This is a genomic window from Desulfovibrio sp. JC022 (assembly GCF_010470665.1).
Taxonomy (GTDB): domain Bacteria; phylum Desulfobacterota; class Desulfovibrionia; order Desulfovibrionales; family Desulfovibrionaceae; genus Maridesulfovibrio.
The window spans coordinates 59,838-85,529 of the sequence record NZ_VOPZ01000013.1 but is presented as its reverse complement, the minus strand read 5'-3'; the positions used below and the strand labels follow the sequence as shown (position 1 = coordinate 85,529).

General features: G+C 42.6%; 26 protein-coding genes and 1 other RNA gene. 9 read left to right on the top strand and 18 right to left on the bottom strand.

The features are described 5' to 3' along the window. Nucleotides 1-110: 110 nt before the first annotated feature. The 4 genes from FMS18_RS20940 to FMS18_RS18635 are packed head-to-tail and all read right to left on the bottom strand — an operon-like array spanning nt 111 to nt 3,992. Nucleotides 111-665 carry a DUF1883 domain-containing protein gene (locus FMS18_RS20940; RefSeq protein ID WP_163296179.1) on the bottom strand — a complete coding sequence of 185 codons (555 nt, stop codon included), beginning with the start codon at nt 663-665 and terminating at the stop codon, nt 111-113. Nucleotides 666-702: 37 nt separating this feature from the next. Further along, nucleotides 703-918 (bottom strand): KTSC domain-containing protein, encoded by a 216-nt coding sequence (locus FMS18_RS18645; RefSeq protein ID WP_163296178.1) that lies wholly within the window; start codon nt 916-918, stop codon nt 703-705. Further along, nucleotides 911-2,818 (bottom strand): ATP-binding protein, encoded by a 1,908-nt coding sequence (locus FMS18_RS18640; protein ID WP_163296177.1) that lies wholly within the window; start codon nt 2,816-2,818, stop codon nt 911-913. Before FMS18_RS18640 ends, FMS18_RS18645 begins: the two co-directional genes overlap by 8 nt. Then, nucleotides 2,811-3,992: an SIR2 family protein gene (locus tag FMS18_RS18635; protein WP_163296176.1), complete on the bottom strand. Its 1,182-nt coding sequence runs from the start codon at nt 3,990-3,992 to the stop codon at nt 2,811-2,813. The genes FMS18_RS18640 and FMS18_RS18635 overlap by 8 nt, the downstream gene beginning before the upstream one ends. A 199-nt stretch (nt 3,993-4,191) precedes the next feature. Between FMS18_RS18635 and FMS18_RS18630 the strand changes: the two genes are divergently transcribed. The 3 genes from FMS18_RS18630 (at nt 4,192) to FMS18_RS18620 (ending at nt 8,115) form a co-directional block, all read left to right on the top strand. Beyond that, nucleotides 4,192-5,604 carry a triacylglycerol lipase gene (locus FMS18_RS18630; protein WP_163296175.1) on the top strand — a complete coding sequence of 471 codons (1,413 nt, stop codon included), beginning with the start codon at nt 4,192-4,194 and terminating at the stop codon, nt 5,602-5,604. A gap of 70 nt (nt 5,605-5,674) precedes the next feature. Further along, on the top strand, nt 5,675-6,868 hold the full coding sequence (locus FMS18_RS18625; protein ID WP_163296174.1) for a hypothetical protein: 1,194 nt from the start codon (nt 5,675-5,677) through the stop codon (nt 6,866-6,868). 122 nt (nt 6,869-6,990) lie between these two features. After that, a complete protein-coding gene (locus FMS18_RS18620) occupies nt 6,991-8,115 on the top strand; it encodes a Fic family protein (RefSeq protein ID WP_163296173.1) in 1,125 nt (374 codons plus the stop codon). A 9-nt stretch (nt 8,116-8,124) separates the two neighbouring features. Here FMS18_RS18620 and FMS18_RS18615 read toward each other — a convergent pair whose 3' ends face one another. Further along, a complete protein-coding gene (locus FMS18_RS18615; RefSeq protein WP_163296172.1) occupies nt 8,125-9,207 on the bottom strand; it encodes an AAA family ATPase in 1,083 nt (360 codons plus the stop codon). 250 nt (nt 9,208-9,457) lie between these two features. Here FMS18_RS18615 and FMS18_RS18610 point away from each other — a divergent pair, with 250 nt between their 5' ends. Genes FMS18_RS18610 through FMS18_RS18595 form a run of 4 tightly spaced genes read left to right on the top strand, consistent with a single transcriptional unit; the run spans nt 9,458 to nt 12,129 of the window. Beyond that, complete coding sequence (locus FMS18_RS18610; protein WP_163296171.1) at nt 9,458-9,916, top strand: hypothetical protein; 459 nt, start codon at nt 9,458-9,460, stop codon at nt 9,914-9,916. Further along, nucleotides 9,913-10,761, top strand: a complete 849-nt coding sequence (locus FMS18_RS18605) for a hypothetical protein (RefSeq protein WP_163296170.1) — start codon at nt 9,913-9,915, stop codon at nt 10,759-10,761. Before FMS18_RS18610 ends, FMS18_RS18605 begins: the two co-directional genes overlap by 4 nt. Before the next feature lie 17 nt (nt 10,762-10,778). Further along, nucleotides 10,779-11,558: a GIY-YIG nuclease family protein gene (locus FMS18_RS18600; protein WP_163296169.1), complete on the top strand. Its 780-nt coding sequence runs from the start codon at nt 10,779-10,781 to the stop codon at nt 11,556-11,558. Nucleotides 11,559-11,598: 40 nt separating this feature from the next. Further along, entirely contained in the window at nt 11,599-12,129 is a 531-nt protein-coding gene (locus FMS18_RS18595; RefSeq protein WP_163296168.1) for a hypothetical protein, read from the top strand. A gap of 263 nt (nt 12,130-12,392) precedes the next feature. Here FMS18_RS18595 and FMS18_RS18590 read toward each other — a convergent pair whose 3' ends face one another. The 8 genes from FMS18_RS18590 to FMS18_RS18555 form a co-directional block, all read right to left on the bottom strand. Beyond that, a complete protein-coding gene (locus tag FMS18_RS18590) occupies nt 12,393-13,928 on the bottom strand; it encodes a relaxase/mobilization nuclease domain-containing protein (RefSeq protein WP_163296167.1) in 1,536 nt (511 codons plus the stop codon). Then, complete coding sequence (mobC, locus tag FMS18_RS18585; protein ID WP_163296166.1) at nt 13,919-14,221, bottom strand: plasmid mobilization relaxosome protein MobC; 303 nt, start codon at nt 14,219-14,221, stop codon at nt 13,919-13,921. Before mobC ends, FMS18_RS18590 begins: the two co-directional genes overlap by 10 nt. Nucleotides 14,222-14,486: 265 nt before the next feature. Next, the gene (locus tag FMS18_RS18580; protein ID WP_163296165.1) at nt 14,487-16,106 is read right to left on the bottom strand and encodes a DUF3987 domain-containing protein; all 1,620 of its coding nucleotides are present in this window, start codon (nt 16,104-16,106) and stop codon (nt 14,487-14,489) included. Beyond that, a complete protein-coding gene (locus tag FMS18_RS18575; protein WP_136676023.1) occupies nt 16,107-16,319 on the bottom strand; it encodes an AlpA family transcriptional regulator in 213 nt (70 codons plus the stop codon). Between the two features lie 181 nt (nt 16,320-16,500). Further along, a complete protein-coding gene (locus tag FMS18_RS18570; RefSeq protein ID WP_163296164.1) occupies nt 16,501-17,154 on the bottom strand; it encodes a hypothetical protein in 654 nt (217 codons plus the stop codon). 11 nt (nt 17,155-17,165) lie between these two features. Beyond that, on the bottom strand, nt 17,166-18,365 hold the full coding sequence (locus FMS18_RS18565; RefSeq protein WP_163296163.1) for an integrase arm-type DNA-binding domain-containing protein: 1,200 nt from the start codon (nt 18,363-18,365) through the stop codon (nt 17,166-17,168). Nucleotides 18,366-18,569: 204 nt separating this feature from the next. Beyond that, nucleotides 18,570-18,929, bottom strand: a transfer-messenger RNA (tmRNA) gene (gene ssrA, locus FMS18_RS18560). 158 nt (nt 18,930-19,087) lie between these two features. Further along, nucleotides 19,088-19,411 (bottom strand): hypothetical protein, encoded by a 324-nt coding sequence (locus FMS18_RS18555; RefSeq protein WP_163296162.1) that lies wholly within the window; start codon nt 19,409-19,411, stop codon nt 19,088-19,090. Between the two features lie 131 nt (nt 19,412-19,542). On the opposite strand from FMS18_RS18555, the gene FMS18_RS18550 reads away from it, so the two are divergent. Continuing rightward, nucleotides 19,543-19,746: a hypothetical protein gene (locus FMS18_RS18550; RefSeq protein WP_163296161.1), complete on the top strand. Its 204-nt coding sequence runs from the start codon at nt 19,543-19,545 to the stop codon at nt 19,744-19,746. Between the two features lie 4 nt (nt 19,747-19,750). On the opposite strand, the gene FMS18_RS18545 is transcribed toward FMS18_RS18550, so the two are convergent. The 4 genes from FMS18_RS18545 to FMS18_RS18530 all read right to left on the bottom strand — a co-directional run bounded on the left by FMS18_RS18545 (nt 19,751) and on the right by FMS18_RS18530 (nt 24,271). Then, nucleotides 19,751-21,118 carry a response regulator gene (locus tag FMS18_RS18545; RefSeq protein ID WP_163296160.1) on the bottom strand — a complete coding sequence of 456 codons (1,368 nt, stop codon included), beginning with the start codon at nt 21,116-21,118 and terminating at the stop codon, nt 19,751-19,753. A gap of 165 nt (nt 21,119-21,283) precedes the next feature. Beyond that, nucleotides 21,284-22,045 carry a DUF4198 domain-containing protein gene (locus FMS18_RS18540; RefSeq protein ID WP_163296159.1) on the bottom strand — a complete coding sequence of 254 codons (762 nt, stop codon included), beginning with the start codon at nt 22,043-22,045 and terminating at the stop codon, nt 21,284-21,286. Nucleotides 22,046-22,078: 33 nt separating this feature from the next. After that, the gene (locus FMS18_RS18535) at nt 22,079-22,714 is read right to left on the bottom strand and encodes a hypothetical protein (RefSeq protein ID WP_163296158.1); all 636 of its coding nucleotides are present in this window, start codon (nt 22,712-22,714) and stop codon (nt 22,079-22,081) included. Nucleotides 22,715-22,876: 162 nt separating this feature from the next. Next, entirely contained in the window at nt 22,877-24,271 is a 1,395-nt protein-coding gene (locus FMS18_RS18530; protein ID WP_163296157.1) for an outer membrane beta-barrel protein, read from the bottom strand. A 223-nt stretch (nt 24,272-24,494) separates the two neighbouring features. Between FMS18_RS18530 and FMS18_RS18525 the strand changes: the two genes are divergently transcribed. Next, a complete protein-coding gene (locus tag FMS18_RS18525; RefSeq protein ID WP_239061104.1) occupies nt 24,495-25,259 on the top strand; it encodes an ABC transporter substrate-binding protein in 765 nt (254 codons plus the stop codon). Between the two features lie 9 nt (nt 25,260-25,268). Here FMS18_RS18525 and FMS18_RS18520 read toward each other — a convergent pair whose 3' ends face one another. Further along, nucleotides 25,269-25,682 carry a hypothetical protein gene (locus tag FMS18_RS18520; protein ID WP_163296155.1) on the bottom strand — a complete coding sequence of 138 codons (414 nt, stop codon included), beginning with the start codon at nt 25,680-25,682 and terminating at the stop codon, nt 25,269-25,271. Nucleotides 25,683-25,692 lie beyond the last annotated feature (10 nt).

The window sequence follows — 25,692 nt, the reverse complement described above, 5'->3', positions numbered from 1 at the left end:
ACTTTACGACCACCTTCGGCCTCTTTCAGGATTTTAATAATTTGGCTTTCACTGAATTTGGATTTCCGCATCGAAACAACCTCCTTCATGGCTGTCTTTATCAGAAATCTCTACTTTGCGCTGGGACTAATATACGGGAGGGCTACACTACAAGCTAACCCTTTATCTATCTTCTGCCGTAAGCTATCACCAATTCGAAGAGTAAATTCATCATACCAAACATTTAATCCCTCATTAATTAGCGCTGTTGCTAATGGTCTTACAATTTCATCTTTATCTTCTGATGCATGAGAAATAAAAACATCATGAACTTCATTTGTAAGTATTGCTGAAGGAGGAATGTTATTGCGAACAAGACTTGGAATATCTGAGAGAGACTGCTCTCGTATTTCAGGCAAAGGACTAGGAAGAACTCTAGCAGATGCTTTGGTGCTTCCTCTTAATCCCTGCATATCCACCGCGACATACCATCGTCCAGTGCGAGGTACTTGAATTCTAGTTGGAGACTTTTTTGCTAAGCCACCATAGTATGTGTGCTTTCGACCGTTTTTATACGAATTAAAATTAGGTCCATCCATTAATCGAACATTAGCACCACTTGTAAGGCTTACTTCAACAATCTGCCCTTTACTTAGATGGCCCATATCAAATTGTATAAAATTCATTTCAATTCCCTAATAAAGATAGTTAATTGATAAAAGACTACTGCCTAGCATATCTATAAGCGCCTTTTATTTCTGAGTTCAAAAATTTTCCATAAGATGGTGCGGTTTTCATATTTTCATATACATGTGATGGGACATCATAATAATTATATCTAGCTCCACTATGAAATTCTACAGTTAGGGTTTGATTTGTTTCATCGTAGCTAAATCCAGCAATGTTCGATGATTGTTGTGTTGAGATCCACTCATTCATTCTTATCTCCATCTGTTTTCATTAATTTGTTAAAAATATCATGGTCATACTTTGCAGATTGAACCCTCCACTGATAAACCATAGGCTTGTAGTTCTCGTTCTCAGGTCTTTGATTCCATCCGCCAGGTCCTTCAAATTCATTGCTATCAGTCTCTCTAATTACTACTTTAGGATCACTACTATCAGGTCTTCTTTCTGGGGGAGGTGGAGCTATTAAAGTTCGTATTGGAAGTGTTACAGCTTCACCTACGATGACTGCTTCTCCTGTTCGTAGTATTGGCAAAATGTCAAGTAATCCTTTAAGGTTGTCAGACGTAGCTCCTGTAATATGCCCTCGGTCTACGCTATTTGCAAGCCGCATGGCTATCAGTGTTCCGCATTGTGATAGTATGGTAGAATCAATTTCAGATGGACGTTGACTTACAACCATCATACCCACACCATACTTTCGTCCTTCTTTTGCAATTTTACGAACAATTGTCGCAGCAGCTCCAGAATGCTCTTTATTTAAATAAGCATGAGCTTCTTCAAGTGTTATTAGAAGAGGACGTTCTCTACAGCCTTCAGGGAGATTTCTTCCCCAAAAAACAGCGTCATAAATGACCCTTAACACTGCACCAATCATATCATCAAGTATTGCTGATGGTATGCCTGAAAGATCTAAAATTGTTATAGGCTTCTCGTTGTTAAGCCAGTCGTGTAGAAGTATATCCAAGTCATTATCCACAACACCATCTATGCTTGGTTTCCATTTGCCGGGGTTGCATATAAAATTATATCGTGGGTCACGGAGTTTGGACCCAAGGGTTGCTAATTGTTGACGAATTCCAATTGGTTCAGGCCCCCATTGTATTTGTTCCTCGCGTGGTCCTGTAGTTTTAATGGATAAAAAAACTGGAGGGATAGCTTGCATTGCATCCCCTTTAAGTTCATTTCCATCATTGGCTGTTGCAAAAGCTAAGTCTAAATTGGTTGATGATGTGTTCGGACTTGGCCTGATAGTCCTAAAATCTTTTTTATAAAGCTCATACCATAGTTTATGAAGACAAAAAGGTGTGGGGTGGTCTACAGTAATATTTTCTTCTGATACACCTTCTATTTGCTGGTTTTCAAGTGATTCTTTTTTTAGTTTTATAATCCAGTCAGAAATGGTTACGAATTTAGAATTGTCGAGATTTCCAAATGCAAATTTTATAAATTCTTCGAAGTTTAATGCCCAGAAAGGTATTTGTAATTCTTTCTCTCCTTTTGATTCATCTGCTCCAACAGTGAAAATTTTAGCCCGGTCAGATAATGCTTTCGCATATTCACCATGTATATCTAAAACAATGATTCGTGAGGAAGGGTATTCATCTGGATTAGATAGTGCCGTCAATAATCCTGCTACGGTTGTCGATTTACCGCAGCCAGTACTTCCTACGATAGCAGAATGACGAGTAATAAGCTTATTGATATCTACATATGCCGGAATATTTTCAGCACTGGCAAGATGGCCTATTGATACAAAATCTGTCGGGTCACCCGGACCGTAAATAGTTTTAAGGTCTTTTTCTGTTACTATATGAACTTTGTCATCAATGGTTGGGTGTTGAGAGATGCCTCGCTCGAAAGATTCTCCGCGTTTTCCTTCACCTACTAGCTGAACTTGAAGCCAACGATTACCGTAGGGAGAACTTTCGCCATCTTTTACAGGAGCTGCTCCTGCGCCAACTTGTGAAACTAACCCATATAAATCCATGAAACCGATAGGAATACGAACAAAGCTACCCACCTGTCCCACTCGGTAACATTCACCTGAGACAAAACATACGCCAGTTACAGTTTCCTCAGACAGAGCCACTGTAATTGTTGTGCCGGAAACATCCTGAACAGTTCCGATAAAAGATGGATCATTAATCATGACTATTCTGTTTCCTTTCTATTTCCTCAGAACCAATTTGGTTTATTAAAAATTTTCCGAATTTTGCAAAGTCACCAAGGTTACATTTTACTATTTTATCTTTAGCTTCTTTAATCTCTTTTTCTTCTATGTAATCCTTATAATGTTCATCTTTTGTAGTTTCCATCCAAGTTTTTTCCTCACCGCCTATATAGGTCTTATCTTGTGATATTAAACTTAAATTCGTAACTCTTTTAGCACATTCAAGGGCTATCGGGTATTTATCAAGGGTATCGTATAGCAAAGCAAAACAAATTGCTCTTGGGTTTGCTGAAAGTCTGGATGTTAAAATTTCATTAAGATGTTCATCTGCAAATGAATAGCCTGAAGTAATCATTACAGCTTGGCCAGAGGAGAGGAAATGGCTAAGTCTATCTTGCATTGCCAAATAAGGCATTCTACGACTTTGATTATACTTTAGGTGAGACGGGTATATCATTTGTTTATTGTTCTCAGTTTTCGAGTGACCTCTAAATACATTTCCTTTTTGGTCATTCCACCAATTTATTGATCCATGTAATTTCCATAATTTAACCCATCTTGAAGGCAGCTTTTCTTGCTCAATTGAGTGCAGATCAAAAAAGGCTTTCTTTGACCCTATAAATCCGTCGAAATAGGGGATGTTTTTTGATTCTAAGGCTGATTCAATTAAAAGATCGTAGTTAGGTGTGAAAATTTCAATTGGGTTAACCCTAGGGATGCCACCAATCCATGCAGCTAGATGATGATATGAAGTGCTTTGTTCTGGTAATTCTTTTCCGACAGCCTCTGTGATTGACTGACAAATTTTCCTTTCAAGGCTTTCAAGTTCAATTTTGTTTAGTTCGTTTATTTTATCCTCTCCTACAACTTCAATCAGTAACCGAACATGGCTTAAAATATCTTCGATTGTCGGATCTTTCAGCTTGGGAACAGATATTCGATTTTTAATTCTCTCAATTCCTTTTCCTTTTAATGTCTCGCAAACAATTTTTGTTAATCCGACAATGTCTTGGATTAATGGTTCTTTCTCTTTAGTCCTGACAGAAAGGGGACACCCAGCTCCTAGCAAAAAGGCAACCTTATTTTTGTCTGACGACAATGCTTGTCGTAAAATATTTATTTGACGGGTAGGACTCGCTTCCTGTTCGGTCATTATATTCTCCACTTTTTGTAATATTGGATGCTGACTCGATATGAACATCTTGGAAATATCAATCGTATGCTTTTTTGTATTCTATTGACGTTCTTATATTAAATATCTATTGAGGAGGTCAAGAGTTACTCCTCTTCAGATTAAGTTTTTTTGGGGGGCTCTGTCTTGTTTTTTAGAATCAGTGAAAAGGGGAGGAGATATGAAGCTTTTATTTGTTCATGGTTGGAGCGTTACAAATCAGGACACATATGGAGGGCTCGCTGAAGCTCTAGTTACAGCGTCTCCTGATTATTTAAACCTTGATATACATCATATTCATCTTGGTAAGTATATAAGTTTTCATGATGAAGTCACGTTGGACGATATTGCGCGCGCCTTTGATAAAGCTCGTCTTGACGCAATTGGCGAGGATTCCTTTTCATGTATTACTCATTCAACAGGGGGGCCAGTTGTTAGGCTTTGGGCTCATATCTTTTATGGAAGTAAGTTCGGGTTGGAAGGAATTCCTCTTAAACATATCGTGATGCTTGCGCCAGCAAATCATGGATCTGCTTTAGCTCAATTAGGCAAGAGTCGACTTAGTAGGATTAATTCTTTTTTTGATGGTATTGAGCCTGGAGTCGAAGTCCTAAATTGGCTAGAACTTGGAAGCTCTGGGCAGTGGGATTTAAACCTTAAATGGCTTGATTACATACCTGTTGATAAGGGCTTTTATCAGTTTGTTTTGTCAGGACAAACGATTGACAGTAAGCTTTATGATTTTGTTAACAGTTATTTAGTAGAAAAAGGTTCTGATGGAGTTGTTCGGCTTGCTGCGGCCAATATGAATTATCGTTATTTTTCTTTGCGACAGGATATATCTAGGAAGATTGGTATAGTGAGAGATCTGAGAACTAACAAGGAGTTACCAATCTCGGAATTAAAAATAAATGAAGAAAAGACAGTGTACCCTGAAGAAATTCCTTTCTGTGTCGTAGCAAAAGCAAGTCATTCTGGGTCAAAAATCGGAATTATGAAAAGTGTAAATCCAAAAAATGCAGTTAAAAAAAGTGTCGTTAATCATATTATACAATGTTTAGGTGTGCAAAATAAAGAACAATTTAAAATCATATCTGATTCATTTAAGATTATTACAAAAAATGTTCAAATGACTGATCGTAAATGCAAAGATCAGTATGCCATGCTAGTTTTTCGTATAACTGATGATCGTAAAAATCCAGTTAATGATTTTGATATGCTCTTGCTAGCTGGAAACGATTATCGTCCAGATATTTTGCCAAAAGGATTTTTTGTTGATCGGCAAAGGAATAAAATTTGTCATAATGTTCTGACCTATTATGTGAATTGTTCAAAGATGAAAAAAGCACGCGATGGAAAGGTCGGTATCAGGATCTCTGCAAAGCCGAGTGATGGTTTTTCATATTATTCCCCCGCTGAATTTAGATCTAACGGCATTGACTTGAATGATATTCTAATACCTAACCAGACAACGTTAATTGATATTGAATTGGTAAGGCATGTCGATCAAAATACTTTCAGGTTTACTCCATTTGAAGATGGAAAGTCTAATTTTAAGAAGGCTAAACCTTCTGGAAAGGGTATTCCTTATTAAATAATAGTATCACGATGCGGCTTCGAATTCTGATTCGATATGAAGTTTGGCATCTAACGCGGATATTTTTATGAATGCATATATATTGGGTGCTGGTTTTTCAAAGGCATATGACAAGTCACCCACAGATCAGATAATGCCAATTGCAAACGATTTTTTTCCAACTTTTAATAAACTTAAAATATCCGAAAACCAATGGGTTCTTGTCGGAAATATTATAAATTATCTTGTCAGATTTAAGCATATTAAAAATCCAGATGAGTTTGCTGAATATGCTTCAGATATTGAGCAAATTCACTCTGAAATTGAGAGTAATCTAAAAGAGAGTGTTGCTGCAGGGGACTTTGAAAATGCCTCTCTATGTTATTCAGCATACAATCAGCTAGTCTTTCTATTTGCCTCAGTTATTAATGAAGTTCAAAATGGAACACGGTCGGAAGTCCATGAAGCATTTATAGCAAGTCTTACAGATAAGGATGCCATAATAACGTTTAATTGGGACACCTTAATTGATCGTGTTTTGAAGGAATCGGAAAACTGGTCAACAGAATATGGATACTGTGTGAAGCCCTATGCTGTTTATCGAAACAAATGGGAAGAACCTGCCGCTGATCAAGATCAGTTCGTTAAGCTTATTAAGTTACATGGTTCAACTAATTGGCTGTCATTTCATCCTCTCTTTAATGGTAAAGAGATAAGCTACCCACATGACTCTTTGGATGATTTCTTTGTGTATGAATCTACAGAGTCTGAGTATAGTTGCCACAGTGGCAGATTTATGGATGGGTACGAATCTTTTTCATATGGATATTACCCTCCCAATATTCCTCTTAAAGGTAAGTCCGTAGGTGATGGGTATATGCATGCCCGAATTAAGACTAAATTTCCGTGGGTACCTGAAGGATCTTCAAAAGATGAAGGTATCACCTCTATGCCTTTGATAATTCCCCCGGTTAAAGATAAAAAATATGATACCTTTGGGACCATTTTTAAGACACTTTGGCAAGAAGCCGAGGAACAAATCGCCGTGGCAGATAAAATATTTATTATGGGGTATTCATTTCCTGCAACTGATTACCAGAGTAATGATTTGTTTAAAAAAGCCTTTTCCCGCCGATCCAGTCTTCCTGATGTTGTGATTGTTAACCCATATCCAGATAAGATTGTTGAGAAGTTTTGGCTTGATTTTGGAATTCCAACAACAAAAATAACCGTTCACCCGTGTTACATTGATGCTAGTTTTGATTTTTCATCTATAATATGATTTTCAAGTCATGCTGCTAGTAACAAGTGATGATCATTGCTTTTGCTTTAAATACCCCCTATAATCACCGCAAAACATGCGGCGAATAACGCCTACATTCACCGCAAATAAGGGCAAAAGCAATGTGGATACACGAACATCAAGACTGGCCGAACTTCTCATGGAACGCTGAAAAGCTCATTTCCAAACTGGCAGACGTCCGCCATCGGCAGGGCGTGTTGCTGGGTAAGATTGGGAATTTGGGCTTCGATCTGAGAAATGAGGCGGGCCTGAAGACTCTTACCAATGACATCGTTCATTCATCAGCCATAGAAGGTGAACTCCTCAATCCAGAGGAGGTACGCTCCTCTATTGCCCAACGTCTGGGAATCGAGATTGCCGGGCTGAAACCGGCAGGGCGCGATGTGGACGGCATAGTTGAAATGATGCTCGATGCCACACAGCGATACGCGGAGCCGTTGACCAAGGATCGGCTTTGTGATTGGCACGGGGCACTTTTCCCGATGGGGCGCAGCGGCATCAAGCGGATTACCGTTGCAGACTGGCGTCCTGCGGAAGTCGGAGTCATGCAGGTAATCTCCGGGCCTATGGGACGTGAGAAAGTCCATTTTGAAGCACCGGATGCTGACCGCCTTGAAGATGAGATGGCTCGATTTCTGGAATGGTTCGAGAGCGAAGATGATACTGATCCGGTTCTGCGTGCCGGAATAGCCCACCTGTGGTTTGTTACCATTCACCCCTTTGAAGACGGCAACGGACGTATTGCGCGTACCATCGCGGATATGGCCTTGGCTCGTGCTGATGGAGCGGCGGAGCGATATTACAGCATGTCCACTCAGATTGAGCTGAAGCGCAAGGATTACTATTCCCATCTGGAGCGGCAGCAGCGCGGCACGCCGGAAATCACCAAATGGCTGGAATGGTTTCTGGATTGCCTGAAAGAAGCCCTGATCAATGCCGAATCCACGCTGAGTCATGTGTTGCATAAAGCCAGCCTGTGGGAACGGATCTCCCAGCAGTCGCCGATCAATGATCGCCAGCGGTCCGTGCTTGAGCGCATGCTCGATGAAAACTTCAAGGGATACATGAACTCATCCAAATACGCCAAGTTGGCTAAATGCTCCACAGATACCGCCCTGCGTGACGTCAAGGATTTGGTGAAGCGTGGAATATTGCTCCAGAATCCCGGAGGCGGGCGGAGTACCAGTTATAGATTGAATGACCTCTCAAATGACACCACAGTGTAAATTAACACCTTACTGTTGTAATCTATTAATCCATTTTAGAGCTTTGAGTTTCTTTTCTTCTGGAGTCAAAACTGATTTTGCTGCTTTTTCGAGTAGTTGCTTAGTAGCAAGCTTTCCAAGTGATCCACGAGCAAGTAGAGCCGGGAAATCACTGAGATCGGAAAGCTTGATTAGTTTACTGCTGCCGTCTTCAGCATCACGATAACATAAGACTGTATCTCCAAGTAATTCAGGTGGTACGGTGTCCATAAGGGTAGAATTGTGGGTAGAAATTAGAACCTGCAATTCGCGTTCGAGGGCTATGCTGTACATTTCTTCAAGCAAATATTTTACGCCGCTGGGATGAATTCTTTCGGTTATATTTTTAATGACCACTAGTGTTCCCGCAGGAGCGGAAAGCAAAGCCGCTATAATCGCCAGAATGCGTAATGTTCCATCTGAAAGCAGAGATGCTTCCCATTTCTTAACTTTATCACCGAAGCTTTCTACCAGTTTTAGAGTTACCATTTCCCTGTCGGTTTCTTGAAACTCAATCGCTTTGGCGTTAATTCCCAGTATTCTTTGGAGTATTGAAAGGATTTGTGTTTGAGAGTTTTGATTCCTACATATGTTATAAGTCACACCGGATAAATTACGGCAGTTGGCGTGTATGCTTTTTTCTGACTTTGCGCTTGGGGCACGCATAAGTCTTGGCACTGGTGAAAGAAAGAGTATATCGTTTAACTCTTTGATATATGTTTTGTTTGGGTAATTAGTTTTATCAATTATTTCAAGTGATTCATTAACTATTTGCAGGCCATCATTCTTTGTTTTTAATTCAAGTGTAAGGCTCCATTCATCCTTGGAGCAACCAACGGCAAACCGAGATTCCCCGCAATACCCAAGGTGATTGATTTGTCCACGTATGTTTTGGCTGTAATCCTTCGGTGCTGCCTGATTACGGCCTTCAGCAATTTGGTTTAACAAGAGCATGCCTTCAATGGCGTTGCTTTTGCCGGAAGCATTAGTCCCTATCAACACCGTAAATGGGGCAAGCGGCAGGGTTGCCTGTTTGAAGCTTTTGAAATTTTTAAAAAATATGTTTTTTAGCATAGCCTTGTCTTGTTTTGGTTATTTTTGCCTTAGCGGGGATAGGAGTCAAGGGTTAGAATTTCAGACAAATGAACCTCCCCGGTCATTTTTAAGAAGTGTAGGGAAATAGAGACGAATTTAACCCTCGTTTTATACAGATATTTATCTATAGTTAAACCAAGATGTATAAATCCAAAGTAAATTAATCTTCCAATTATTTGCCATTTATTTTAACAAGACTCATATAACCAAGCTAACAGGAAATCGTAATATGAAGTTTTTTGTAAAATATTTCGCTATTATATTGACCATGCTAACTTTTGTCAGCATGGGAGCACAAACTTCATACGCTTCAGAAAATCAAGCGCACAGTTCGTTCAATGAAATTTCAGATAAGAACGAAGCTTTTTATGCTGGTTACTTTCAAGTCGTTGGTCATGGCGAAGGAGATTCCAAAAGCATGGCCCTGCTTGCTGCCCGATCAGTCGCTCAAGCAAGATTAGTTGAAATAATCAATGGGCTTCAGGTTGAACGGCAAACGTTGGTAAGAAACGGAAAAATCAAACAGGATATCATCAACCTCAAAAGTCACGGTGTTATCCGATTTGCTTCTGTATGTGGAGAGAAATATAGCCCTAAATCCGGTGAAGCTGAAGTCTGCTTACGATTGACTCTTCGCTCTGGAGGGCTAGGTGATTTGGTCAAAGGTTTAGTTGATGATGTTAAATGAATTTAAAACCTTTTAACGCTGAGAGTCATATGATGAGGAGTCCTCGTACCGCCATATTCTTTTTGATCGTTTTTCTGATTACTCTTACTCATTCAGTTGCTTGGGCAAAACCTGTTACTATTACGAGTAGTCACACTTATACTCTCGGTGACAACGATTCAAGGAATGATGCCCGTCATATGTGTTTTCTTGAAGCGAAGCGAAAACTTATGGAAAAAGCAGGAACATTTATTTCAAGTCAAACAAAAGTGGTTAATGGGAAACTTGATAAAAATGAGATTAATACTTTTACGGCCGCTCTTGTAAAAGTTAAGGCTTCAGACGAAAAATGGAATATGAACAAAGCTGGGGCAATGACTGTAACAATGAAGGTTAAAGCAACTCTTGACATGTCTAAGCTGAAAAAACAGTTTGAAGCTATAAATTCGGACTCAGTAGCCCAAACAAAAATAAAAGAGCAACAAAGAAGATTGAATCTACTTGAACACGAGGTAGCCAAACTACAAAAACATTTGGGACAAGCAAAAGGGTCTACTGCAAGCAAGCTTAGAAGTGAAAGAAATCTTGTCTTTAAAAAAATAGACCAGTTACAAGCTAAAAAAATTGCTATAATGGAAAAAATAAAGTCAAAAGGAGCAAATGTTCCTGAACTTATAGAATATGGAATGCATGAATATGAAGTACATAGCCTTATAGGCAGACCCCGGGTAACTGAGATTCTTCTCGATATGGAAAATTATGGAAAATATTGGATCAAATATGACAATAACCATATTGTTTCTGGAGTGTATGCTTGCGATGGAGACTATTATTGCGAAGGCAAAGATGCACGTAAAATTAAGTAACCATTAAGAGATGATAAATGGGAAAACTTGGTTACATATACATCCTTAGGCAGAATCAAATGCCTAATATGGTCAAAATAGGTAGAACTTCGCGAGAACCTGAAAAAAGAGCAGCAGAAATATCCTCAGTTACAGGTGTCCCTACTCCATATAAAGTTTTCTGGGCTGCGCTTGTTGAGGATCACGAGGGTACTGAAAAATATTTACATCAACAATTAGCTCAATACCATTTAAATAAAGAATTCTTTGAAATTTCTGCTGAAAAAGCTGAAAGCTATGTCACCTCACTCTTAACCCAAAAAAGTATCCATTATTCTGTTGAACGAAGTGAAGCCGTTTTAAAAGCTCAAAGAATTAAGGCTGAACAAGATCGTATGCGAAGAACGGCAATTGCTAAACAAAAAGAAACTCAAAGAATTGAAGAAGAGCGAAAAGAAAAAGAACAAAAAGAGCTAAAAGCACGCATTCAAGCTGAACGTGAAGCAAAGGCCAAAGCTATTAGAAAAAAATCAAAAGAAATAGCAAAACTTAAAATGGAAATTAAAGAATGTGAAAAAGAATTAAATTCATTTAAAATTGAAAATATAATACCATATTTGTTTACTGCAATGGCTATTTTTTTGTTTTTTATAAAAGGAAATGGTCAAAAAAATGATATTATTGTTGGAACAGCACTTATTTGTGTTGGACTATTAGGGATATACTTTGGTGTCACTGACAAAAAAGAAAAGAGAAATTATCTAAATTCATTGAAAATGCGTTATACAAATATAAATAATGGTCGCATAGAATTTTGAAATAATATCTACATTTAGTTGAAATACAGGACAAAACGAAATGATTGCAGACTGGATTGCCGATAACTTAAGTTTAGAATACGAGTCTACAGATTTTATTGCAGTAAGCGAATTTGTTCTAGCATGGGCATTTGCTGAACGTAAAATAATTTCTACTTTAAACAACAACACCGGCAGTTTAGGATGTCCTGTGTTTAGGAATATTCTGGAAAGAAATAATAATTACCGACTAAACAGACATTTAAATTTTGCTTATATTTTTTTTAAAAACCGCTACGAGAGCAGGCAAGGACAAACAAAATTTAACAACCTTAATTTCCGAAGAACAGAGCGAGACTGTAGATTACAATCTTTTCAAGCCATACGTGCTAACAACGCTACAGATATTTCTAAATTAAAGTGTGTTGCATATATATCCTCACGGATAAGAAACAATCTATTTCACGGAAATAAGAATTTGGGATCATTGATCCAGCAACAAGAATTAATTCATGCTGCAACTCAGGGAATTGTAGGAATTACAATTTCCTTTAATTTAGCCGAAGATTCAGAGATCCTCTTACAGTTATAGAGAGAAGAATTCATATCTCATCTGACAGTTGAGTTGTCGCAACAACTCGCCCCTGAAAATTTGCAGTAAATTTTATCTTTCCATGTCTTTTTCTGTCTCGATCTGTCTTTATTTGTCCTTCCCTGTCTTTATCTGCGACTTTAAAAAATTATGTGGAATCAAAATCCAAAGACAAAAAAGGACAGAAAAAGACAAGAATTATTACATCCGATTAAAAACAAAATTTGAACTATTGCAAAATATGCAACAGTTCAAACCTGTTATCACCTCCCAAGCCCAGCACCCCGACCTCTAACTTTCTTAAACCTCCACATTAACTTTTTCATCGAGCGAACAATTTTTCCAACTCGCTCAATACTCTCTCCAATTCGTTCTGCAAGTCGCGGCAGCCTTGTATTTCCTGCTCCAAGGCCGCTATCTTGGCGTCTTGCGCTGCCAACCGTTGGGCCTGCTGCCGTTCGATCCGGTTCATCAAATCCAATAAGCTCTGCTGTAACTCGGTCATAATCTACTCTTCTATGTATAGTGCTGCATCCCCGTCTCGGGTCGTCGTTGTTTGGATTTTCATGCCCTTGGGGAAAATCAGGTACTTCTGTCTTCCTTGAACGTGCGGATAGATTCCCCAGTCCATCAGGATTTTTACCTTTTTCTGCTTTTCCGTAAGCTTGATTGAAGCCAGTTGGGATTCTTTCAGGCTTTGCGTTATTCCCTGCAACTTTTTTACCTCCCACTTCTCCCAGATCATGGTCCCGCCGATGATCGTCAGGCAGACCAGAATCGTGAGGGCTATGGATACCAGCAGCGGGATACGTGAGGTTGTTTTTAAGCTTTCGATCAAGCTTTCCTGACGACTCCTGACCTGAATAACTTCTGCTTTTATAGCGGCTTCGATGGTACTCAGCTCGTGTCTCGCGGATTCCTGCAACTCGCTGCTCAAGTTCTGCAATTCTTCTTGAATTATCTGCTTGGAACTTTGCGCCTGCTCGTCCATCTGCTGTTTCATTTTCTCGGCCAAGCTCAGCGCGTTGTTTGAACTCTTCGACTGTCCATGATTCTGCATAGAGTACTCCTTTTAAACGGATACGGTTGTTTTTGCGTTTCCGGGAAACGGTATCGTTCTCGTCCTTCGGTATTTCAATTGTTATGTATTCCTTACCCTTACGCGGCACTGCGAAGCCGAACTCTTCCAGCGTATTGATGATGTCCTGCCGATTATGGATCAGGCCTGTTTCAACACCCTGAACAATGGCCTCTGTCACGGTGCGCCGAATTTCGGAAGCATTGCCTGATTTGTAACTTTGGATTGAGCTGCCGAGGCTGACCAGCCTTGCGCGTTTCAGTTCATCGGGCCGCGCCCAGTTGCGGCGGCGGTTTTGCAACTCGCACCATGGGTTGTATTGCTTCTCCCATCCCGGTGGACAGGGATTGAAAGCCTTGTCCGTCCGCAGCTCGGTGCGCGGGATTACGAAGTGCATCTCATGATGTCCAGCATGACTGTGCCGCACCCAAAGGATAGAATATTGGTCCGGCTCCATCCCGGCAAAGGCCATCGATTCAAAGCCGTCCATGAGCTTTTTCTCGTCTTCGGGCGTGACTTCATCACCCGGAGCCCACGAAAGAACGCCGGATGTATATTTCCATTTGCGGGTGGTCGTATCGATGAGGTCACAGACTGAATCAGGATCACCGCGCAAAACTTCCGGCGGCGTGACCTTCCGTCTGGCGTCATGCTGGCCAGTCACATATCCGATGACTTTGGAACCCCGCCCGACTCCGTGCCGGAAGACTTTCATAAGCATTTGAACTCTTCCCTGATTTCGAGCAGGACCAGCATGACCTGTGCGGCCTCGGCATTCTTTTTATATGTATTGGCCCAGCGAGCGATCTGGTTCAGATTGTTTCCGATGCGGGCCAGATGGATGACCTTCTGCCTCTCGACTTTCGTCTTTCTGACGCGGGGGCGGTTGAGCTGCATGCGGACAAAATCTCCGACGCTCATGCCTTCCGCTTCAGCCTGAATTTTGAGCAAGTGCTTTTCGGTGGGAGTGACCCGCGTGTTCACGAACTCGGTGCGCTTCTCTTCATTCTTCATGGCGTCCAACCCTCGCAGAGAATGGAGTGTTTGCACGATTCTAAAAGCAAGAGGGATCGAAGGGAGATTTCTCCCTCGCCAGTTCCCAATGTGAAACATTGGGTAAACTGGCTTGGACAGCAATTACGCATCAATCCATGCGCTGCTCGGTCGCTTTTTCCAGCTCGAAAGACCGTCGCAGGGTTGACTCCATGGAAGAATTTGAGCGTCATGGAACCCCAAAACGTATAGAACTCTAAAATACGTGTCATAGACGTCATAGCCGTCACTCCTGTTTCATAACTTTGATATTGTTGGACTTTTCTACGGTGACATCTGGTGACGCCTGATTTTCAGGTGTCACTCCAGCCGTCATTTTTGTATCTATCTGAATTCCATGATTTTTATCGGGGTCAGTGACGCCTGTGACGGGTATGACGCCTTTTTCAGCAGGAAAGTATTGGGAGAGCGTTTTGATGATTTCCGGGGTGAGTTTGGCACCTCTTTCGCGGCTGTTGCGCCCGATTTCTATGCCCAGTTCTTTGTAACTTTTGCCCACCGCATCCGCTTTCACATGGAAGGAATCAGCCAGATTTCGGTTCAGAAATTCCACAATTTTTGAAGTCGGCAACAGACACTGATTCAGGTCTTTTGAAAGGACAACGATGGCCCGCGCAACCCTGCGCCCCATGGTCGAAGTTTCCTGAAATTTGTTCCCGGCAGAAAGCAAAGTCCAAACCTGTCTTTGCTGCTCCTCAAGCCATTCCATCAAATGAATCGTTTTTTGAATCGACTCCGGGTGGACCGGACAGAGTTCTGATTTTCCCGCGCTCCAGCAATCAAGCATGTGGATGATCAGCGAGAGCTTGAAAAACGCACCACGCAGTTTTGGAGCAAGTGCTTCAAACTGCTCAAGCTCCGGTTGGTACCAGTGGGCCAAAACCTGCTGGTCGTACCACTCTTGCACCAACTCACGGGCAGCGTCCGACAAGCTGATAATCTGCGGCGAATCATCAGGCCCGAAACTCAAGCCCTGTGCTTGATGAATGAATCCATGAATGTGTTCCGCCTGCTCTCCATCGAAACTTTTGGATGTCCAAAGCGGCGGTGCTTCCTGTTCACAGCGAACAAATAGGAAACGCGGCAGAAAGCCGGAAATGGTATCCTGCGGTTTGAAAAGGTTCGGCAGTAGCTTTGGCTGGACCGTCCCGAAAATGGAAACACAGGCATGCGGAATATGCAGTCCTTCTCTAGTGCTGCGCGATACCTTCCACGGTCCGCAATCGTAAGCGGAAAGCAGACGGGCCTTGTCGCCTCCATCGCTGCCCTTATTGTCGTAACGACCAAGATCAGAGAGCAGCCCGGCCAGCTCATCACGATACCAGAGCACGCCACGAGGATTCCCGGCCAGAATTGTGCCAAGGGCTTGCGTGGTGCTGTCCTCGATATAGCTTTGCTTCCAGATCGGGCAGATTGGCTTATCCGGGAGGCTTTCATTTTCACGCTGGGCGCGGGCAAAATCGGCTTTCCATTCCTTTAAATCCAGCTCGTATTCTGAAAGTTCCTGCTTATGCTTCTGGTACTCGGTTTGATCCTTTTCATGGATCGGCTTCATGATCGCGGCAGAGCAAGGGCTTTTGCCCGTGCCGGATTTCGCCACCAAAGCCCAATACAGATTCGGGTGGGTTATCCAGCTCGGCTTGACTTCAAGGCCGCGAGTTCTGCCCACCGTGGCCCCGATCACCGCCAGAAAGGTAATGGCCGGGACGGCAAGCGGAACATTGTAGGCCGAAGCCGCGACATCGAGTGAATCTTCGATTCTAGGCGGAAGCACTCCATGCGGAAAAGAGGAAGGCGGAGGGAGCAAGCAGCCCCCTCCATAAGCCATAGACGCCATGTCAGACATCTATGCTTCCAGCTCTTCGATGAGTTTGTGGATGTCGCAGACCCGCCAAGCGGTTGTGCGCTCGGTAAGTTTTACCGGCTTGGGAAAGCGTCCGGTCTGGATTCCTTTCCACCAAGTTGTCTTGGAAACTGGAATGACTTTCAGGACATCAACAAGTCTTACAAAGCCCGTATTGGGCAGATGGTATGCGGTGTGATTGGTTTCGGTTCGCATAGTTTTTCCTCCGTGTTTTGACGTTTCGGAGGAGCCTACAAGAACCGGATTTGTTTACTAGACGGGTAAAAGGGGTAAAGGGGCTTAAATTGTAAATTTAAAATTTAAACCCCTGTATTAAATGAGGATGTTTTTTAAGGGCAGGAGGGGTAAAATAGTCTTCTTTAACGTGTTTTACCCCTTAAGAAGAACCGTCAGTGTGTTTTACTGTGTCGGGAACGCACTTCCATGCTTCACGATTCGCAGAGCCGAATTCCTTCTCATTCTGATCGGGATACTTCGATTTGATGCGCTCGAAAAAAGCATCCCTTTTAATTGTCACCGGACTGGACGAATTGACAGTATTTTCGCGGATGATTTCACCCATGGCTGAACAGGCAGCGAGATACCATTTTTTCCAGCCACTCTTGTTTATGATTTCTTCCTTCTCGGCTAGCTGAGTCTCTAAGGATTCGATTTTTTGTTCAAGGCTAGCGATATACTGATCTGTTGTCAGACCATTGTCATGGAGTTGATTTGTTATGCTTTCAGTCTTTGATTCAGATGGTTGTGAGGAAAGAATGGAATGACGTTCAAGTTTTCTTCCCTCGAAGACCTGTTCCAAAGTCCTGTGCAGCCATAATTGCTCAAAATTAGAGTAAGTTGACTTACATGAAATAAAGAATGATGCAGCTGCAAAAACAAGCAAGATTATTTTTATTGGCAATGAAAAATTTAATGTTACGGCTCCAAGTAATGAAAGGACAAAAACCAAGCCATACAGAACATTTATTTCAAAAAGTATAAGGGTAAGCATAGTCATGCGAAATGCTTTTCTTTTCAGTTTGGAAATCATAATTAACCCCTTTAGTCTATTGCTGGAACTTCTGTTTTATTTCTTAAAGCATCCAGAAAATCCGCCCACCACTGCATCATTTTGCGGCGTTCCGGCAGATAGTCGGCGTGGTTATAAGCTGCTCGCACGCTGTTTCCTTCAACATGGGCAAGTTGTCTTTCAATTACGTCCGGCTTCCAGCCATTTTCATTGAGGTTGGTCGAGGCCATGGAGCGGAAGCCGTGTCCGGTAATTTCTTCTTTGCTGTAACCGAGGCGACGCAGGGCACCGTTAACGGTGTTTTCGCTCATGGGGTATAATTTACTGCGGATGCTGGGGAACAGGTATCTACCCTCGCCTGTAAGCGGTTTCAGCTCGAAGAGGACTTCCAGAGCCTGCCGGGAAAGCGGTACAATGTGAGGACGGCGGGCTTTCATCTTTTCTGCCGGAATTCTCCATTCGGCAGTATCAAAATCTATTTCTTCCCATTCGCCATGGCGTAGCTCTCCGGGACGGACAAAAACGAGTGGGGCGAGCTGCAAGGCACATTTGGTCATGGTGTTGCCTTGGTACTCGTCAATATTATTGAGCAGGGGGCCGATCTGTTTGGGGTCGGTGATGGTTGCCATGTGCTTGTGTTTTACCGGGGGCAGGGCACCTTTGAGGTCCGCTGTAGCATCGCGGGTGGCTCGTCCGGTGGCAACGGCATAGCGTAAAACCTGTCCGAGAATACTGCGTACCCGGTGTGCTGTTTCGAGCGCACCCCGGCTTTCGATCCTTCTGAGGACTTTCAAAACATCCGGCGGTTCAATTTCACTGACAACCATTTTGCCGATCCAAGGGAAGCAGTTCAGCTCAAGACGTCTGATAACTGTCTGGGCATGTCCTTTGGTCCAAGTGCTTTTAAATTTGGTATGCCATTCGCGGGCTATTGCTTCGAATTCATTTTCTCCGCTTACTGTGGCCTGCTGGTCTTTTTTATATTCGGAGGGATTTATTCCTCGTTCAAGAATTTTACGTTGCTCGTCTCGTTTGTCTCGGGCTTCTTTTAGACTGGTCGCAGGGTAGGAGCCTAAAGACATCATTTTTTCTTTGCCGTTAAAACGAAATCGGTATCTCCACAGTTTTGTGCCGGAGGGTGTGATTTCGAGACAGAGCCCATTTGAATCACCGAGGCGGTATAATTTCTTTTTGGGTTTTGCAGCTTGAATCTGCTTTACGGTAAGAGCCATATGGGTTTCTCCTGTTTTGCGGGTAGATCAGACTGGCTGATGCGGTATACCCGCCCGTCTACCCACATCTGGGTATGGCTGTCAACGCGTCTACCCGGACTTAGAAGGACACCCCAGAAACAACAAAACCCTTGCTATTCCTAGGAATAACAAGGGTTTGTCGTTCTTCTTTGAACCGTATGGGACGGTATGAAAATGATGAAATGGTGGAGGCGGGGAGAATCGAACTCCCGTCCGAGAATGCTCCACCAAGATGTCTACAGGTTTAGTTCAAGTATTGTTTCTCGCCCAAATGAACGCCCCTGAACAGGCAACAAATGAGCCAGCGCGTGCTGGGTTCTCGCCTCTCTACGGACGTGCAACGCAGAGATAGCCAGTCTGATGGGTTTGTTGTCAAAGCTAATATCAGACATCAAAGCTATGACATGGCAAGCTTAATTAAGCTGCCATTGCGTAATCGTAATTGTCGTTTGCAATTATGATTGTGCCGCTTTTTACGTGGCCAGCGGCGCCACGACCTGCAACCTTGGCTTCTTTCACCCCCGTCGAAACCAGTGCGCCCCCATTTTTTCAAAGAACACTTCCTACTTATATAGTATACACGCAGGAATATGATGCAAGAGGCTGCAAGAAAAAGAAATTCTTAAGCCCCTTCAGGTGAAGAGATGTTATCTATAACATTGCCGTGTGCTTGGCAAGTATTGCGGAACCAATAAATTAAATTATTTCCAACCTTCCTTGCACGGGCCGCAGAGTTTTGAGCAGAGCGCGCCGCCAATGGGATCGAAACCGCCTTTGCGGACTTCCCCGGTCAGTTTGTTTGTGCAGGTATATTCCAGTTCGTATTCACAGATCCAGTTGGAAAGCACGTCTCCATTAACGTCAGTGCACTTGATTTCAGCTGCTCCGAAATTGACTCTTTCATCAATACAGGCAGGGCCGTTTTGGCATTTATAGGTCGAAATTTCGGCTGTTGCAGCGGAACTTATTAGCATCACAAGAAAAAAAGTAGCGCATAAAATTTTAGAGATGATCTTAAGCTTCATGCCTGCTCCCGGTGTTTTTGGGTGGTTGGGATTAGTCTGCAAATTGCATTCTTATAATATTAGCCCTTTCTTGTCATTGCGCAAAGTGATAAAAGTCCTGTGTTTGTGAACACTAATTTAATGGAGGAACTATGCAGAATCCTTTTAAGTTTTATATTTATGAAGAGGCCGCTTACATCTACGACACCAACCAGAAGCTCATTTTTAAAATGGGTGTGGAAGAGAGCGCGGATGTGGATGGAGAAATGCAGGAAACAATTCTTGATGGCGGCGAGGAAGTGGATAAGGAAAAAGCTTGGGAAGTTTCCGGGCTGGATCGGATTAATCCAGCTTAAAATTCTAATACAACAGGCTGTCATTTTCGAGCATGACAGCCTGAAAAGCTTTAGCACATTCCGGGCATAGCTCTACATTTGCTTTTTGCTCAATGAATTCCATGGTGGCTTGATGGGTGAACGCATCCTTGTACGGGCGATCGGTAGTCAGGGCATCATAAACATCGGCAATGGAGATGATTCTTGCCCATAGCGGAATTTCATTACCGCTCAACCCATGCGGATAGCCCTGTCCATTCATTTTTTCATGATGATGCAGCACCGCAGGGATAATATCTTCCATACTTGGAATGGGGTTCAGGATATCGGCACCGAGTACCGGGTGTTCTTTGATCTTGGCAAATTCATCTTCGCTCAGTGGGCCGTTTTTAAGCAAGATATCATCGCGGATGCCAATTTTTCCAAGATCATGCAATCTTGCCGCAAATTCTATCCTCTCTTGGTCAAATTCACTTAAAGACAGTTTTTCAGCAATTCGTACTGACAGGTTTGAAACCGTGTCAGAATGACCTTTGGTGTAGGAATCCCTCGCTTCCAGAGCCTGAATAAGACTGGTTATACTGCCCATTAGCAGGGTGCGTTCTTTCTTAAAATTTTCTCGCTGCTGTAGAATAATCTGGAAATGGTCGCTGAGCAGCTTTTCGGCGGTAATTACCAACTGATCAATATTGAAAGGTTTGACCAGAAAAGCGGCAGCACCTTTGTGTAGCAGTTCGCGCATAGTTCTGCGATCCGCACCGGAACTCATTATCACGAATGGAATATGGGCTAAAGCTGGATGATTTTGAACTTTTTCGCAAAGCTTGATGCCGTTCATTACCGGCATATTGATATCTGAAAGGATGAGATGAGGTGCTATTTCACTTGCAATTTCAAATGCTTCGAATCCGTTGCTGGCAGTGATTACCTTAAATCCGGCTGAGGTGAGTCCCGATTTTACGACATTCAAAATGTACTTTGAATCATCAACAACCAGTACAAGTTTGTCGCGCAGCAGCTTAGCCCGGTCCAGAATCTCTTTGATGTATGGGAGCAGGTCTTTCCGGGCTTTGTTCTTGGTTATATATGCGGCAGCACCGACCTCGAAACCTCTTTCGATATGTTCATGCCTTTCGTTGCTGGAAAGTATGATCACCGGGGTGGATTGGGTGTCCGGATTTCTTTTGATTTCAGTGCAGAGCTGGTAACCATCCATGCCGGGCATGGTAATGTCTGTTATTACAAGATCATAGTGATGGTTACGGGTAAAGTCTAAGCCTTGGGTGCCGTTGATGGCTTCGGTTACATCTATGGAATGCTTTTTTAGTTCCGAACTGATGACAGTGCGGATAGTTTTGCTGTCGTCGACAACTAAAACCTGTGGGTTAAGCATTCCTACTCCGTTAAATATTAAATATTATTATATAAAACTTAAGTTCGGCAACATTGTTAATTATTTCAAATAAGTCATAATTAGCTTGGAGATAAAAGTAAAGGCCGGAAGATAGTGCTTCCGACCTTTTTTGATTAGTTCTCTAATGGCTTTTAGGGTGTTAATTTATTTATTTTTATAAGGAACCATTTCAATCCAGAGCACAGCACCCAGCTCTACATCTTTTCCTTTAATTTTATAATCAGCATCATTTAAGGCTGCAAAGCCCCACCATCCTGCTTTCGGACAGACAAAGGTGAATACTCCGTTTTCATCGCAGAGTACTTCTTGTGTGACCATACATTCATAGGGTGCAGCCAGTTCACCTTTTTTATTGTATAATTCAACTTCCACACGAGAGAAGGGGGCCGGTTTTCCGTCAAGCAGGACGATTCCCTGAAAAACATTGCCGGCATAATTACCCCAAGGGCGGGTCAGAGGTACAATTTCGGTTTTAACGCCAAGGGGCTTGTTCCAGTCTTCCCCTTCGTTGAAGGCGGATACAATAGTCTTGGTGTAATGGATGATGTAATTATCTTCGGCAGGTTCGGGATAGGGCACAGGTTCCATGAAAAAAGTATACATGCCGGGGCGTTTTACTTTGTATTCTGCCTTGAAAGAATCGTGGTCCATTGTTTTTGTTTCTTTCAACGATGGCAGCAGGTCGGTTTCTTTTCCTTCATAAAAAACGCTGAACTTTTTGGGCTTAACCAGATTCATGCCTACCAGTTCAAATGGATGTGAAAATGAAAGCTGCATCTCAACTTTCTTTTTCTCCGGGGTGATAATTGATTTTTCAGGAATCAGCATTCCGAAATGGGCAAAGGAAGAACTGCTGAAGGCCAGAATCAACAAGATGGTCAGAACGGGAACAATCTGTTTTCGCATGAAATCACTCCGTGTAATAAGGTGGCGTAAAAATTATTTTTTCTTTGAAAGAAAAAAAGCGGCAACTCCGAAAAGTCCGAGGATATATCCGATCCCCGAAAATATTTCATTAACACCGGGACCTTTTTCCTGTTGGCTGATGATCAACCGTTTCAAGGTCTCGACTTTATTTGTGAGAGTTTTTACCTGCGTGGTAAGCTCTGCAATTTCCTGTGATGATGTTTCCGGTGTTGTGCCTGCCGGAGAAGTAAGGGGGGGCGTTTCAGCTGTACTGACAGGGGAATCCTTGATCGATGCTGCGGGCGTTGTTTCCTCGGTATCGGGGAAAATTTCATCTGCATTTAAGGTCCAGACCGCCCTGTGCCCTTCAGAGGCGTAGAGGTTGATCAGAAGGCCGCTTTTATTCACTTTGATGGCTTCAGGGATAGGGAAATTGAAGTTACCGTTATTGTCGGTCACTCCTTTAAGAAGTTCTTCCCCGGTTTTGGTGCTGAAAACTTCAAGCTTGCCTTTATGGACCTTTCTTTTTTTACTGAAATAGCTCTCAGTATATACTGTATTCCCTTCAATATATGCGAAGATACTAACTCTGTGGGCATATGCAGGAGTATTCATAAGGGTAAAAAAAACAAATGCGGCAAAGAATCGCGACATATATTTTAAATGCATTTTTTCTCCGTTTGCGGTCTGTTCTTAAAATGAATGCCTGTTTAGTGCTACTCTTTTGTAAATGGTAGTACCTCTCGAATTCGAACAAGTCAATAATGAAATCAAAAAAGCCCTTAACTTTATGCAAGTTAAGGGCTCGATCGTATATATTAAAGAGAGCGGTCAGTCGAAGGTGTAACCTATGTTAAAGAGTGTATCAAAAAATCCGCTTGGATCATCCTTTTTACCGCCTATGGTTTTCAGATAGCGGGTATCGAGACCGATAGTGAAGCCGGAATCGAATTCATATAAAAAACCGGCACCACCACCGGCAACGGGGGCACCATCAGACATTTCAAAGATGTTATTTGGGTAATCAAAAATTGAATACCCAGCATGGGCAGCTATGTACGGGGTAAAGTTCCGGTCTGTGTAAAAGCGGTAGAGCAGTGCCCCGGTAAATGTGTAGGTGGTAAAACTTTTATCTTTGTAGTCATAGTTGGTCCCGTTTGTATTGAGGGTTCCGTTGCTATAATACGTTGCTCCGTAGGTTCCTGAGGTACCGGATGATTTACTCATGAAAAAATCACCGCCGATACCAAATCCTGAAGGGTAGAAATGTCTTGTTGAAATTCCCCCCAGTCCACCGAAAGATGAATAGGGTGCTTCATTTTTGGACTTCATGGCTGCCTGTGCACCGCCGGCGACACCAATAAATGTTTCTGATTTTTTCTTTGGAACGAAGAAGCCTTTATTCTTGGTCCGTCTGGTGTTCTTTTGAACCCTTACAGCCAGATCGTAATCGCGCTTAGCTACGTCACCGGGATTTTGAACTTGCCCAGAGGGGGGCTGTTGCTGCGCTACCGGGGCATGAGCTCGTGTTGTTTGTAATCCGGGTTGTTGTGTCTGAAATACCTGTTGAACCGGCTGGTGCGCAATTGCAGGGGCCGGACGTCCGGGCCAAAGTCCTAATTGTTGTTGCGGTGGCTGGTAGACCTGTACATAGCGGACCTGTGGCGCATGTTGCGACATTGCTGGCTGTGCTGGCTTTTGCAGAGGCTGGGGTGTTGTTTGCGCAGAGGGTTCCGGAAAAAGTTCATCAGCAATATTTGCCGCATCAGTTTCGGTTGCAGGGGCGGTTACTGTCTGCGGAGCAGGGGTGCTTTCCGGGGGAGATGCCGGTTCGATTATTTCCTTGGGGATTTCTACCGGTGTGGTATCGATCGCAGGGGCTGCCTGAGCAGAGCTTTGCACAATACCTTCATCAAGCAATTCTTTTGATAAGGATTTACCATTAACGGTGATGTCGCCGATGATGGTTCCATCGTCACTCTTGCTTAGTTCCCTGACCTCAACATCGCGCATGAGGACGAGGTTGCTGCTTTCCAGCCGTGCCTTGGCGGAATCCATACCCGGAACAGGTTTAACTCCTGCAATGTTGACCTTTACAGGAGTTTGACCATCCTTAAGCACAACAAATGAGGCCGCACCTTCAACTGCGACTATTTTGCCCGGCCAGGCACAGGCCATAGCGGGCAGCAGGAGGAGAGTGATAAGTATGGTCAATAATCTCAACATAATTCAGCCATTTTTTATGGTTAAAGTCTTATTACAAAAATGATCGGCATTAACAGGATAAACTTAACACCGAAACGTATTATTTTGTTGTTTTTTAATGTTGTTAATTATTTTTAGGATACAACAGATTTAAATTTAAATGAATCATTTCAGTGCGGTGTTTTTAGTGTTAATATGTAGTTGATATTTAACGGAGGTGCGGAACGCTGTGTTCAGATTATATTTGCTGATTATTACTTTAATTTTAATGTTTCCGGGCAGTCTTCATGCCAAAAAATTAACACTGGTTACATTAGATACTCCACCCCAGACATATATTGATAACGGTAAACCCACAGGTTTTCTGGTGGAAATCGTCTCTGAGGCGGTAGAACGGGCCGGATACACTCCGCAAGTTCTTATTGTCCCTTGGAAAAGAGCCATGACCATGGTGGAGAAGGGGACTGCTGATGCTATTTTTAACGCAGGGTATAATGAAAAACGTAATAAATTTCTCAAATACCCTGATACCGTTTTGATTACAGAAAAAGTTGTTGCGTTGCGTCTTGCCGGATCTAATACTTTTTTTTCACCTGAGTTTAAGGGAGCCCAAAAGTATGTCGGCGGTGTGGGCAGGGGGTTTTATTACGGAGAAAAAATAGATAAAGCTCTGAAGCAAAATGTATTCAAGAGGATCGAAGAAGTTCCGAATCTTGATCTCAATGTGAAAAAATTAGTGCTGGGTAGGATTGATTTCATTTTTGCGGATTATTACCCGGCATTAAATTTTTTAAATGAGCATAATCTGCTTGGAAAAATTGAAGCAATTCTTGATCCGGCAACAGGATTGCCGTTAATATATTCCCAGTCGGACACATACCTGGCTTTTTCCCGGAAGAAAAACTCAACGGCATTTAAGCGAGTTAGCGAAGAGTTGAAAGAAATGAAAAACCAAGGCGAGTACAGGAAGATAATGCTAAAATACATTCCTGTGCATGATGGATTTTAAGAGCCGGAATTATTTCCAGCCCATTGTTTCATATCCTTTTTCTTGCAGGCAACGTTCCACAAATTTTTTGTACAGTGGATCTTCGTTGTCCTGAACTGCTCCGCCCACAGCTCCTCCGGCAGCACCACCGGCAGCTCCGGCCATAGCCGATGAACCGGGACTTCCTGTAACAATTCCGATTCCAAGACCGATTGCACCGCCTATAAGTCCGCCCTGAATGCCGGCTTTAGCCGATGTTTTTCCTTTGGATTCTTTGCCTACACTTTTTTCCGCAAACTCCATGCAATATTCAATATCTTCGGAAACTTTTGTTTCTCCGGCCTTTTTGTATTGTTCATTTGGGTAGAGAACAGGTTTTTTCGCACAGGCCGGACAAGCCAGAAGCAATAAGGCTATAACCATTGGGATAATAATTTTATTCATAATTTTAAGC